The organism is Pseudomonas sp. KBW05 (assembly GCF_003852405.1).
Taxonomy (GTDB): Bacteria; Pseudomonadota; Gammaproteobacteria; order Pseudomonadales; family Pseudomonadaceae; genus Aquipseudomonas.
In genome coordinates, this window is sequence record NZ_QAJM01000014.1 from 337,704 (window position 1) to 350,642 (window position 12,939).

Here is a 12,939-nt window from a genome sequence, read left to right on the forward strand (position 1 = left end):
CGCCTGAAATTAATGACGATGCTGCGCAATGTCCCGAAATGGCGCCCCCTCTGACCACACGTAATGGCAAAATGCTTCATATAACCAAATGTATCAGGCATGATACATCGTTAAGCTAGTCCTCTACGCAACGGAAATGGATAGTTCTCAGTGCAAAAAGCTACTTTTAGAAAAGATATTAATGGGCTTCGAGCAGTCGCTGTAATCGCAGTAATTCTTTACCACTTTGGCATCACTGCTTTCGGAGGAGGGTTCGTTGGGGTCGATGTATTCTTTGTTATTTCTGGGTACTTAATGACCGAGATAATCACCTCTAGAATTGAGCAAAAAAAGTTTAGCCTTTTCGATTTCTACTTATCTCGAGCCTCGCGTATATTCCCAGCATTAATTGCACTTTGCGCGCTCCTTTTGCTCCTGGGATGGTTCTACCTGCCGCCCAACGAGCTCAAAGAGTTGGCAAAACAGGTAAAGTCCAGCCTGCTTTTTTATTCAAACCAGAAGTTCATGGCAGATGCCGGCTATTTTGATAGCGCCTCCCATGAAAAATGGTTACTGCACACCTGGTCGCTTTCAGTTGAGTGGCAATTCTACCTGGCCTATCCGTTGTTTATCCTGGGTGTATTGAAATTATCCAAGAAAAACACAGTGTTAATTTGCGCACTGGCCTTACTGGCAGTCGCCTCATATGTTTTCTCCAGCCTGGTAGCTGAAAGCAAAGCCTCTTTGAACTTTTACTCGCTTGGCACACGCGCCTGGGAAATGGCTGTTGGCGGACTCGTGTGTTTGTTAGCTGCCAAAAAGCCAAGCACACATTCCAAATATTATCTCGGGCTCCTCGGTCTGGCGCTTGTGATCCTATCCAGCCTTTTTCTCAAAGGAGGCGGGAAATGGCCAGGCATTTCAACAATCGCCCCCGTACTGGGTTGTGCTCTGGTGATATGGAGTGCAAGTAAACTATGGCTGCTTGAAAACCGCGCCATGCAATGGTGCGGCAAAATATCCTACTCGCTGTACCTATGGCACTGGCCTGTCGTCGTGACGCTCGTGTACTTCCAGCTCCTAGAGAAATCAACATGGATGCTGGCTGGTTTACTACTAACCGTTCTCTTAGGCACTGCCTCCTATTTGCTTTTCGAACAAGCACCACAACGCCGACTAAAAAGCACAACACCCCGCAAAAGTTTTTTTGCTCTTGCGTGCGCGATGGTACTCATCATCGGATCAGCGCAAGTCTTCAGAGGCACTGGTTTCCCGAGCCGAACGCCTGCCGCCATTGCAGTCGCCGAAAATGAGGCGGGAAACATGAACCCAAGAAGACGAGAATGCATGATTTCGTCGGGCGTGGAGTCGCCATCTTGCAACTATGGTGGGCCGGGCGAGATAGCGGCCATCGTATTAGGGGACAGTCACGCAGATTCTGCGGTGACCGCCGTTTTAGAGGCGCTACCCGATAAAAACCTGAAGGTTCAAGAATGGAGTTACGCAAGCTGCCCGACCATATTTGGCTTGAATCTGGTTATTAATGATCGTCAATGCAGGGAGTTCAATGAGTGGGCAGCCGAAAAGCTCAACGCCCTAGACACAAAAATCCCTGTCATCATTGTCAATCGTTCATCGTCCTATCCCATGGGTGACGAAGGCGGGACAACACATCCAAAGGGGGCACCCTATATTTACTTCAGCAAACCGTATGACCGTGCAACCCCGGAGTTCCTCGCCGAATACAAGACCCATTACATCAAGACGATCTGCGAAATATCTAAAAAACGAAAGGTGTACCTGGTCCGTCCCTTCCCTGAAATGCCGCTGAACGTACCAAAGCTCCTCTCGAGAAAGCTCATGGTCAGTGAGCGGGCTGAAGTATCGATCAGCATGGACGCCTATACAAAAAGGCACGCGGTTGTGTTCTCAGCTCAAGATGCCGCAGCAGAAGAGTGTGGCGCGACCATTCTTGACTCCGTCGCCTATCTTTGCGACCCGGCAACCTGTTATGGAAGTGAGTCAGGCAGACCTTATTATTATGACGCCAGCCATCTAAGCGAGTTTGGCAACAGACGATTGATTCCGATGTTTCAAGCGGTCTTTTAATTTCAAGGCAACACCCAATAAATCGCCGATGGTATTTGCCGAAGGGGATCCCCTCAGATCCCCTTCAAGCAGAAACACCCATAGCACGCATCTCATGCAAATCACTGCACGTTGATTGCCCTACCCAACGCCGAGGTGACAGCCAGGTATTTTTCCAGACGCCAGAAACCACAAACCCCCGGTTTCCTCTAGGAAAACCGGGGGTTTGTGTTTACTTAATGTGGCGGTGAAGGAGAGATTCGAACTCTCGATACAATTTCTTGTATACACACTTTCCAGGCGTGCTCCTTAAGCCACTCGGACACTTCACCGTATCTCGTCAAACTAGTTCAGTCTGTCGAGGCGCGCTAATGTAGTCGAAAGCCTTTCAGATGGCAAAGGTTTTTTTCAGAATTTTCATGCGCTTAGCGGGAAATGCCATTTCCTCCCCAGCAAGGTGCGGTGTTTCTGCCATTCTCGGGCATCGGCAGCGCACGCCCGGGGAGGCTGTTGTGCCCTGCCCTAGGCCGCCCAGCGCGGGGCAGGCGGGAAAAGTCTGACTGGGTAGTCAGTCATGGCGCTTTACCGGGAAGGGCGTGGTGGGTAACGTCTGTGCATGCTCGTCTATAAACAGCCTATCTATAACAAGTCCTACAAGGAACCGCGTCATGAGTGAGTTGATTGCTTACCACCTCGAAGACGGTATCGCGACCCTGACGTTGAGCAACGGCAAGGTGAATGCCATTTCTCCGGATGTGGTCAGTGCGTTTAACACAGCGCTGGATCAGGCGGAGAAGGATCGGGCGGTGGTGATTATCACCGGCACGCCGGGGATTTTGTCCGGTGGTTATGATTTGAAGGTGATGACCGCCGGCCCTAAAGAGGCGATTGGTTTGGTGACGTCGGGTTCGACGCTGGCACGCCGTCTGTTGTCGCACCCGTTCCCGGTGATTGTGGCGTGCCCTGGGCATGCGGTGGCCAAGGGCGCGTTCCTGTTGTTGTCGGCGGATTATCGGATTGGGGTCGAGGGCCCGTTCAGCATTGGCCTGAATGAAGTGGCCATCGGCATGACCATGCACCATGCCGGGATCGAATTGGCGCGGGATCGCCTGCGCAAGTCGGCGTTTCATCGTTCGGTAATCAATGCCGAGATGTTTGACCCGCAGGGCGCGTTGCAGGCTGGCTTCCTGGATAAGGTGGTGGCGCCTGAAGAACTGCACGCGGCAGCGCTGGAAGCAGCGCGACAGCTGAAGAAGATCAATATGAATGCGCACAAGCACACCAAATTGAAGGTGCGCAAAGAACTGCTGGAGGCCCTGGACGACGCCATCATCCAGGATCAGGGGCATAACCTGAGCTGACCGCCTACATCCGCAGCACTAGAGCCCGACCTTGAGTCGGGCTTTTTCTTACAAAGAAATCCGAAACACCTTTAACCGCTCTAGCCAGACGCTGCTGGCACAGGCTGAAACATGTACTTAAACATCGCCTATCTCCTACCTCTACAGGGGTAATTGCCGAATACAGTGCACATCCGTACACTGCGCCACCTTTTGTCTCGATAGGCCGTGTCGATGCTTTTTCTGTTGCGTATGTTGTTGATGGGCCTGCATTTTATGATCGCTGGTGTGTTGGGCGTTTTCATCGGGATCTGCCGGCCGTTCAACCCGGACAACAGTCGCCTGTGTGCACGCCTCTACGCGCTGCCGGCCATGTGGATTCTGGGGCTGAACGTCAAGACCGAGGTGGACTCGCTGCGAGACAAGCCGAGCGGTTGCGTGATCATCGCCAACCACCAGTCCAACTATGACCTGTTTGTGTTCGGCAACGTGGTGCCCTATCGCACCGTGTGCATCGCCAAGAAAAGTCTGAAATGGGTGCCGCTGTTCGGCCAGTTGTTCTGGTTGGCGGGCAATGTGCTGATCGACCGGGGCAACGCGCACAAGGCGCGCCGGGCGATGCTCACCACCACCGATACCCTGCAACACAAAGACACCTCGATCTGGGTGTTCCCCGAGGGCACGCGCAACCTGGGCAAAGGTCTGCTGCCGTTCAAGAAAGGCGCGTTCCATATGGCGATTGCGGCCGGCGTGCCCATCGTGCAGGTGTGCGTGAGCAATTACGTCACGCATATGCGGCTGAATCGCTGGAACAGTGGTGATGTGCTCATACGCTCGTTGCCGCCGATTCCTACGGTGGGGATGACGGTGGATGACGTGCCGAGGTTGATGCAGGCGTGTCAGGTGCAGATGGAGGCGTGTATTACGCAGATGGATCAGGAGCTGCGGGCGGGCTGAGAATCGTTGGGGGCGCTTCGCACCCCAGCGCGAGCAAGCTCGCTCGCCACAACAAGCTCGCCACCGCCACAACAAGCTAGCTCGCCGCAACAACGGAACGCCTTTCAGGCTAAGCTGCCCAACACCTGTCCTCCTAATAAGAAGTGATCAGCACCATGGGTAGAGTTGTTGCGGCCGCCGTCTACAGCGCCGGTAAGAAAGTTACTGATATCACCCTCGACGAAGGCGCGGCCTGGGCCGCCAAACCCGGCCACTTTGTATGGATCGGCCTGGAAGAACCCAGCGCCCAGGAGCTGGCCAACCTGCAACGCCAGTTCAACCTGCATGAACTGGCCATCGAAGACGCCCTGGAAAAACACAGCCGCCCGAAGCTGGAAACCTTCGGTGACGCGCTGTTTATCGTCACCTACTCACCGGTGCGCGAGAACGGCAAGCTGGTGTTTATCGAGACCCATATCTTTGCCGGCAACGGCTATATCATCACCGCACGTAACGGCCACTCGGCATCCTACGGTTTTGTGCGCCAGCGCTGTGAGGCGCGGCCGCTGTTGCTGGAGCATGGGGAGGATTTCGTACTCTATGCGCTGCTGGATTTTGTCACCGAGAACTACCAGCCGGTCAGCGAAGCGATCCATGCCGAGATCGATGAGCTGGAGCGCAACGTGCTGTGCAGCTCATTGAATGAACGCGATATCCAGAAGATTCACGGCCTGCGCCGCGATGTGCTGCGACTCAAGCGTTATGTCGCGCCGATGGTGGAGATCAGCCAGGAGTTGCAGAAGCTGAGCTTCCCGTTTATCGACAAGAACATGCGCCCGTATTTCCGTGACGTGCAGATCCACGTGACGCGGCAAATGGAAGACCTCACCACCCTGCGCGATATCGCCAGCCAGACCATCGAGATCGGTGTGTTGCTGGAGGCGTCGCGCCAGAGCGTGGTGCAGCGCAAGTTCGCCGCGTGGGCGGCGATCCTCGCGTTCCCCACGGCGGTCGCAGGGATTTATGGGATGAACTTCCAGAACATGCCCGAGCTGCAATGGCACTACGGCTATTTTGCGGTGCTCGGGTTTATCGCGTTTGGCTGCACAGGGCTGTGGGCCAGCTTCAAACGTTCGGGCTGGCTTTAAGCCACAGCGCCAGGTTTGTGCGCGACAAAACGCATCATCCATTCCGCCACGGTCACGCCGTGGTGGTCATGCTCCAGGCTCGCCACACCGCTGCTGTAGATCTTCTCGCCGAGGTTTTGCTGGCGAATATCCAGCAAGGCGCGGGAATAATCGTGGATAAATTCCGGGTGGCCCTGGAAGCACAACACCTGGTCATTGATGTGGTACGCGGCAAACGGGCAGAAATCGCTGGAAGCAATGACGGTGGCGTTTTCCGGTAGCGCGGTGACCTGGTCCTGGTGGCTGATCAGCAGGGTCAGTTCCTCCACCACCGGGCTGATCCACGGCGCCTTGGCGGCCATTTGATAGTTGTGGATGCCCACGCCCCAGCCTTGGCTCGCGCGCTCGCTCTTGCCGCCCAGCAGCAGTGCCAGCAACTGGTGGCCGAAGCAGATGCCCAAGAGTTTGTCGCCGCGCTCGTAGCGGTTGAGCAGGTAGGTCTTGAGGGTCTGGATCCACGGGTCGGTGCCGAACGAGTCGGCCTTGCTGCCGGTGACGAGGTAGGCGTCGAACACCTGCTCGTCCGCTGGGTAATCGCCGTTCATCACGTTGTACACGGTGAACTCGGCCGCGATCGGCTGCTGGGAAAACAGACGCTGGAACATCTGCCCGTAACCCTGATATTGATCCACCAACTCCGGGCGCAAAAAATCGGTTTCCAGAATGCAGACGCGTAGCGACATAAAAAATACCTGACACGGTGATGGGAATAATGCACACCCCAGAGCCTGCCTTGAAATACCCCTTCAAGGCAAGCCCTGCCCGTGCGCCCATGCCCTAGAAGCTAGCACCCTGCGCGGCTTTTTCCAGCAGCAACGCCGGCGGTGAGAAGCGCTCACCATACTGCTCGGCCAGATAGCGGGCGCGGGCGATGAAGTCGTTCAAGCCATACTGATTGATGAACTGCAACGCGCCGCCACTCCAGGCGGCAAAGCCGATGCCGAAGATCGAGCCGACGTTGGCGTCAGCCGTGGACAGCAGCACGCCTTCCTCCACACAACGCACGGTTTCGATGGCCTGGATAAACAGCAAGCGGTCACGCACATCCTGCGCCGAGATGCGTTGCCCAGGCCGTTCGAAGCGGCTTTTCAGTTCAGGCCACAGCTGCTTCTGACCATCGGCGGGATAATCGTAAAAACCGCCGCCTGCCGCCTTGCCCAAGCGCTTGTACTCGTTGACCAACAGATCAATCACCAGCGTCGCCGGATGCGTCGGCACGGCCTTACCTTCGGCCTGTAGATCCTTGGCCGTCTGCTGTCGGATATGGCTCATAAGGCTGAGGGACACTTCATCGGATACCGCCAACGGCCCCACCGGCATACCGGCCTTGCGTGCTTCGGTCTCGATCATGGGCGCGGCCACGCCTTCGCCAAGCATGGCGATGCCTTCGTTGGTAAAGGTGCCGAACACCCGCGAGGTGAAAAAGCCGCGACTGTCGTTGACCACAATCGGGGTTTTCTTGATTTGCAGTACGAAGTCGAAACCGCGGGCCAGGGTTTCGTCCGAGGTGTGGGCGCCCTTGATGATTTCCACCAAGGGCATCTTGTCCACCGGGCTGAAGAAATGCAGGCCGATAAACTTGCCTTGGTCCGGCACGGCCGTCGCCAGCCCGCTGATGGGCAAGGTCGAAGTGTTGGAGGCGATCACCGCGTCGGTACCGACCACACGTTGCGCCGCAGCGGACACCTTGGCCTTGAGTTCGCGTTCTTCGAACACCGCCTCGATGATCAAATCACACCCCGCCAGGTCGGCGTCCTCCGCCGTAGGATGAATCCGCGCGAGGATGGTTTCGCGCTGTTCGGCGGTCAATTGCCCACGGCTGACTTTCTTGTCCAGCAACGCCGCCGAGTGTGCCTTGCCCTTCTCGGCCGCCGCCAGGTTGATGTCCTTGAGCACCACCTCAACCCCGGCACTGGCGCTGACATACGCGATACCCGCGCCCATCATCCCGGCGCCGAGCACGCCGACCTTACGCGTGACGTAGGGCGCAACGCCTTGTGGCCGCGAGCTGCCGGCGTTGATTTCATTGAGTTGAAACCAGAAGGTGCCGATCATGTTTTTCGCCACCTGCCCGGTCACCAGTTCGGTGAAGTAGCGGGTTTCGATCAAATGCGCGGTGTCGATATCCACCTGGGCACCTTCCACGGCGGCACACAGGATTTTCTCCGGGGCGGGGAAACAGCCCTGGGTTTTACTGCGCAGGATCGACGGTGCGATGGCCAGCATCTGCGCCACCTTCGGATTCGACGGCGTACCGCCGGGGATTTGGTAACCCTTGTTGTCCCAAGGCTGCCAGGCCTCGGGGTTGGCCAGGATCCAGGCGCGGGACTTGGCCAACAGTTCATCGCGATCCGCCGCCAGTTCATTGACCAGCCCGGCCTGCAACGCCTGTTGTGGCCGGACTTTTTTGCCCTCCAACAAGTACGGCAGGGCCTTTTCCAGCCCGAGCATGCGCACCATGCGCACCACGCCGCCACCGCCAGGCAGTAAACCCAGGGTGACTTCCGGCAGGCCGAGCTGCACCGATTTATCGTCCAGCGCGACGCGGTAATGGCACGCCAGGCAAATCTCCCAGCCGCCGCCCAGCGCTGCGCCATTGATCGCGGCGACCACCGGCTTGCCGAGGGTTTCCAGGCGGCGCAGTTGTGCCTTGAGCACCCGTACGCCGTCGTAGAAATCCTTGGCGTGGGCCTTGTCGACCTTGATCAGTTCATTGAGGTCGCCACCGGCAAAAAAGGTCTTCTTCGCTGAGGTGATGACCACGCCGGCCAACGCGTCTTTTTCTGCTTCCAGGCGCTCGACCGTCGCGGCCATGGCCTCGCGGTACACGCCGTTCATGGTGTTGGCACTCTGGCCGGGCATGTCGAGGGTGAGCACGACGATCTGGTCCTGGCCTTTTTCGTAACGAATAGCTTGGGTCATGTTGGAATCCTTGGGCTCAGAGCCGTTCGATGATGGTGGCGATGCCCATGCCACCGCCGACACACAGGGTGGCCAGGCCGTAGCGCTGCTGGCGCGCTTCCAGCTCGTCGAGCAAGGTGCCGAGAATCGCGCAGCCGGTGGCGCCCAAGGGATGGCCCATGGCGATGGAGCCGCCGTTGACGTTGACCCGGTCGGCGTCGATGCCCATGTCCTTGATGAATTTGAGGACCACCGAGGCAAACGCTTCGTTGACTTCAAACAGGTCGATGTCTCCCACGCGCAAGCCGGCCTTGGCCAGGGCCTTGCGCGTCGCCGGCGCAGGGCCGGTGAGCATGATGGTCGGGTCGGTGCTGGTCACCGCCGTGGCGACGATGCGCGCACGGGGTTGCAGGCCCAGCTCGCGGCCCTTGGCTTCGGAGCCGATCAGCATCAGCGCCGCGCCGTCGACAATCCCGGAACTGTTGCCCGGCGTGTGAACATGGTTGATGCGCTCCACATGGCTGTAGACCCGCAGCGCGGTGGCGTCGAAGCCCATCTGCCCGATCATCTCAAAGCTGGGCTTGAGCTTGCTGAGGCCTTCGAGGGTGGAGTCGCCACGGATGAATTCATCGTGGTCGAGCAATACGATGCCGTTCTGGTCCTGCACCGCGATCAGCGATTTGTTGAAGGAACCGTCTGCACGAGCCCTGGCCGCTTTCTGCTGGGAATGTAGGGCGAAAGCGTCCACATCCTGGCGCGTGAAGCCTTCCAGGGTGGCGATCAGGTCCGCGCCGATGCCCTGGGGCGTGAAATGGCTGTGCAGATTGGTGTGCGGGTCCAGCACCCAGGCGCCACCGTCGCTGCCCATGGGCACGCGGGACATGGACTCGACGCCGCCGACCACCACCAGGTCTTCAAAGCCGGAACGTACTTTCATCGCGCCAAGGTTCACCGCTTCCAGGCCCGAGGCGCAGAAGCGATTGACCTGCACGCCGGCGACGCTGATGTCCCAGTCCGCCACCAGCGCAGCGGTCTTGGCGATGTCGGCACCCTGGTCGCCCACCGGGGTGACGCAGCCGAGGACGATGTCATCCACCTGGTGCGTGTCGAGGTCCGTGCGCCGCGCCAGCGCACTGAGCAGGCCGGCCACCAGGTTTACCGGCTTGACGCTGTGCAAGGCGCCGTCGGCCTTGCCTTTGCCACGGGGCGTGCGTATCGCATCAAAGATCAAAGCTTGGGTCATGACGTCCTCGAACCGCTGTGCATGTGTGCCCCTTACCTTAGGCCCGATTGACACGGTTTCAATGACGGATGCGCTCATTGCTTTTGACCCCCACGCTCGGACGAACGGTAGGCAGTGGAAGCGATCAGCGGGTTAATCGTTTTAGCTGTCTAGCCAACGGTCTGGCGCCAAGATGGCGTTACGCCTCATGCCTTTTTTAGCGCAAATATTGATTAGCTGATATGAAATGGATCTAAGCCACGCAGAACGAGGGCTCTAAGGTTGAATCAGTAGGAGGCTGCTGCCGGGTTTTGCTGGAGCAGCTGTAAGAAAAGTGTCACGCCACAGCGCAATACTGAAATTGACCGGCACGTATTTGACGCTCAGGAATAACAACAAAAGGCAGTCAGCCATGTTCAAACATTCGAAAGTACGTCAGGCGGGACTTATTCTGTTCGCCACCACACTGATTCTGATCTTGCCCAATCTGACCAAGGTCATTGGGTGACCCTTCAGCCCACACATTCCGTGCACACACAGCATCAGGACTGCAGCTTTTGGCAGCTCCTGCCGGGACATTGCGCATAGCGGTCCTGTTGCAGGAGCTGTCTTTTTGCCTGCGCATTTCCGGTATCGTGGGCGCCATCGCCACTTTGTATCGGGCCTTCCTCTTGAAATCGATCCTCGCCCTCCTCGCCTTGTTCTTCACCCTGCCGGTCGCGGCGGCGCAATTGACCGTCGAACTGGACCACGCCAGCAAGACCTGGCAGACCGCCGAGCTGCTCAAGCATCCGGATGCGCAAACGGTGCAGATCGTCGATGACGTTTCCTACAAGCGCAGCATGAAATATCGCGCAGTGCCCCTGGCGGTGCTCCTACCCGGCCTTGACCCGCAGAGCCATCTGCAAGCGGTTGCCCTGGATGGGTTCGCGGCCGAACTCGCTGCTGCCCCGTTGCTGGAGAAACGTGGCGCCCGCGCCTGGCTGGCGGTGGAAGACCCGGCGGATCCGTGGCCCGCACTGGCGCCGGGCAAACCGAGCGCCGGGCCGTTTTACCTGGTGTGGACGGACCCGCAAACCGGCCATATCAGCCCGGAGCAGTGGCCCTTCCAGGTTGCCGTGATCAAGCAGTTGAAGGGCGTGGCCGAACGGTTTCCGGCCCTGTTGCCGGACCCGAAACTGGCCGCCGATGATCCGATCAACCAGGGCTTTGCGCTGTTCCAGAAGAACTGCCTGGCCTGCCACCGCCTCAATGGCGCTGGCGATGCGCAGGTGGGGCCGGACCTGAATATTCCCTACAACCCCACGGAGTATTTCGGCGGGGATTTCCTCAAGCGTTATATCCGTGACCCGCAAAGCCTGAGGCATTGGCCGCAGGCGAAGATGCCGGGGTTTGCGGCCAGTGTGTTGCCGGACAGCGAGTTGGAGTTGTTGGTGAGTTACCTGAAACATATGTCAGGGCGTAAACAACAGCCTTGAGCCCAGCGCAGTCCCCTGTGGGAGCGTCCACAGTTGATCTGCTCCGCTCTGCCGATTACTGTTGCTGCACCGCAATCACCGGCGTCGGCGCCACAAACACCTTGGCATGCATCTGCTCATGCCCGCCGCCACGGCGCATGCCGCGCACCGGGCAGGCGTCGAGGTAGTCCAGGCCCACGGCCAGCTTCAGGTGCCGCTCGGGCCGTGCGAGCTGGTTGGTCACGTCAAAGCTGTACCAGGCGTCATCCAGCCAGGCTTCGGCCCAGGCGTGGCTGGCCAGGTGCGCGCTGTCTTCTGTGTACAAATACCCCGACACATACCGCGCCGGCACTCCCAGGCTGCGGGCGCAGGCCAGGAACGCGTGGGTGTGGTCCTGGCACACGCCTGCGCGGCCAGCGAAGGCTTCGGCGGCGCTGGTGTCCACTTCGGTGGCGCCGGGGGTGTAGACCATCGAGTGATTCAGCGCCTGCATCAGGTCGATCAATGCGCTGCGGTCGCGACGTTGCTGGCAGTGTTGCCGGGCAAAGCCGCGCAGGGCCTCGTCGGCCTCGGTCAGGCGTGTGCTGCGCAGGAAGGGGAACGCGGACTGGCTCTCGTGTTCGGCCTCGCGCAGTTCGTCGATGTCGACCTGGCCACGGGCGCCGATGATGATGGCGTCGTGGGGTTCGTCCAGAGTCAGCACGTGCAGGATATTGCCGAACGGGTCCACTTGGGCGCGCACCGGGCGTGGCAGGTCCAGCTGCCAACTGAGGACGTGCTGGCGCTCGCTGTCGTGGGGCGTAAGGCGCAGGTACTGGATGCTGGCGCGAACCTGGTCGTCATAGTGGTAGGTGGTTTCGTGGCTGATGGAGAGTCTCATGCGGCCTCCAGGTAGGAACTGTAGATGGCGTCGCCCAATTGGCGTACCAAGGGGATAAAGTCGGTCAGCCAGGCGTGCAGGCCTTCCTCGAGGATTTCATCGATAGCGGTAAAGCGCAGGCGCGCGTCCATCTCCGCGGCCAGGCGCTGGGCCGGGCGGCCGTTGAGGCCGGGCAGGCTGGCGAGGATCTGGTCGATTTCTTCGCTGCAGGCGCGCAGCGAACGCGGCACATCGGCGCGCAACAGCAGCAACTCGGCGACTTGCCGCGCGCCAGGCGCATCACGGTAGATCTCGGTGTAGGCCTCGAACGACGACAGCGCGCGCAGCAAGGCGCTCCATTGATAGTAGGCGTGGGCCGTGCCGTCGGTGACCGCAGCGGCTTGGTCGCCGGCCATTTCGTAGCGCGCATCCAGCAGGCGCAGGGTGTTGTCGGCCCGCTCGATAAAGGTGCCCAGGCGAATAAACCGAAAGGCGTCGTTGCGCATGATGGTGCCGTAGGTCGCGCCGCGAAACAGGTGGGAGCGCTCCTTGACCCACTCACAAAATCGGCTCATGCCGTAGCGGCTCAAGCCTTGCTGGGCGATATCGCGGATATCCAGCCAAGTGGCGTTAATGTTTTCCCACATGTCGGCGGTGATTCGCCCACGCACGGCATGGGCGCTGGCCCGCGCCGCACCGAGGCAGCTGTAGATGCTCGCCGGGTTGGCCGCATCCAGGGCGAAAAAGTGCAGCAGGTGTTCGGCGTGCAGTTCACCGTGGCGCTCGCGGTAATCATCCAGCGTGCCGGTGATCAGCAGCGGCATCGCCAGTTCATGCAGGCCATCACCGCGCCCATCCTGGGGCATCAGCGACAGCGAATAGCTGACATCGAGCATGCGCGCGAGGTTTTCCGCGCGCTCCAGGTAGCGCGACATCCAGTACAAATCCGAGGCAGTTCTACTCAGCATGG

The 12,939-nt window shown here is 59.0% G+C and carries 10 protein-coding genes and 1 tRNA gene; 5 read left to right on the forward strand and 6 right to left on the reverse strand.

The genetic code is table 11. The features are described from left to right. The first annotated feature begins 150 nt into the window (after nucleotides 1–150). On the forward strand, nucleotides 151–2,088 hold the full coding sequence (locus DBR46_RS14100) for an acyltransferase family protein (RefSeq protein ID WP_124526679.1): 1,938 nt from the start codon (nucleotides 151–153) through the stop codon (nucleotides 2,086–2,088). Between the two features lie 221 nt (nucleotides 2,089–2,309). Here DBR46_RS14100 and DBR46_RS14105 read toward each other — a convergent pair. After that, nucleotides 2,310–2,399, reverse strand: a tRNA-Ser gene (locus DBR46_RS14105). Between the two features lie 336 nt (nucleotides 2,400–2,735). Between DBR46_RS14105 and DBR46_RS14110 the strand changes: the two genes are divergently transcribed. From DBR46_RS14110 to DBR46_RS14120, 3 genes are all read left to right on the forward strand, one after another. Further along, nucleotides 2,736–3,428: a crotonase/enoyl-CoA hydratase family protein gene (locus tag DBR46_RS14110; protein WP_124526680.1), complete on the forward strand. Its 693-nt coding sequence runs from the start codon at nucleotides 2,736–2,738 to the stop codon at nucleotides 3,426–3,428. Between the two features lie 213 nt (nucleotides 3,429–3,641). After that, on the forward strand, nucleotides 3,642–4,364 hold the full coding sequence (locus tag DBR46_RS14115; RefSeq protein ID WP_124526681.1) for a 1-acyl-sn-glycerol-3-phosphate acyltransferase: 723 nt from the start codon (nucleotides 3,642–3,644) through the stop codon (nucleotides 4,362–4,364). A 155-nt stretch (nucleotides 4,365–4,519) separates the two neighbouring features. Then, nucleotides 4,520–5,491 carry a magnesium and cobalt transport protein CorA gene (locus DBR46_RS14120; RefSeq protein WP_124526682.1) on the forward strand — a complete coding sequence of 324 codons (972 nt, stop codon included), beginning with the start codon at nucleotides 4,520–4,522 and terminating at the stop codon, nucleotides 5,489–5,491. Here the strand turns inward: DBR46_RS14120 and DBR46_RS14125 are convergent. From DBR46_RS14125 to DBR46_RS14135, 3 genes are all read right to left on the reverse strand, one after another. Continuing rightward, nucleotides 5,488–6,213 (reverse strand): amidotransferase, encoded by a 726-nt coding sequence (locus tag DBR46_RS14125; protein WP_124526683.1) that lies wholly within the window; start codon nucleotides 6,211–6,213, stop codon nucleotides 5,488–5,490. The two genes, DBR46_RS14120 and DBR46_RS14125, sit on opposite strands and share 4 nt — an antisense overlap. Before the next feature lie 94 nt (nucleotides 6,214–6,307). Further along, complete coding sequence (locus DBR46_RS14130; protein ID WP_124526684.1) at nucleotides 6,308–8,452, reverse strand: 3-hydroxyacyl-CoA dehydrogenase NAD-binding domain-containing protein; 2,145 nt, start codon at nucleotides 8,450–8,452, stop codon at nucleotides 6,308–6,310. Between the two features lie 16 nt (nucleotides 8,453–8,468). After that, the gene (locus DBR46_RS14135) at nucleotides 8,469–9,674 is read right to left on the reverse strand and encodes an acetyl-CoA C-acetyltransferase (protein WP_124526685.1); all 1,206 of its coding nucleotides are present in this window, start codon (nucleotides 9,672–9,674) and stop codon (nucleotides 8,469–8,471) included. A 650-nt stretch (nucleotides 9,675–10,324) separates the two neighbouring features. Between DBR46_RS14135 and DBR46_RS14140 the strand changes: the two genes are divergently transcribed. Then, a complete protein-coding gene (locus tag DBR46_RS14140) occupies nucleotides 10,325–11,131 on the forward strand; it encodes a cytochrome c (protein ID WP_124526729.1) in 807 nt (268 codons plus the stop codon). Nucleotides 11,132–11,186: 55 nt separating this feature from the next. Here the strand turns inward: DBR46_RS14140 and DBR46_RS14145 are convergent, their stop codons facing one another. Continuing rightward, nucleotides 11,187–11,990: a transglutaminase family protein gene (locus tag DBR46_RS14145; RefSeq protein WP_124526686.1), complete on the reverse strand. Its 804-nt coding sequence runs from the start codon at nucleotides 11,988–11,990 to the stop codon at nucleotides 11,187–11,189. Continuing rightward, nucleotides 11,987–12,937: an alpha-E domain-containing protein gene (locus DBR46_RS14150; RefSeq protein ID WP_026137110.1), complete on the reverse strand. Its 951-nt coding sequence runs from the start codon at nucleotides 12,935–12,937 to the stop codon at nucleotides 11,987–11,989. The genes DBR46_RS14145 and DBR46_RS14150 overlap by 4 nt, the downstream gene beginning before the upstream one ends. Between the last annotated feature and the right edge of the window lie 2 nt (nucleotides 12,938–12,939).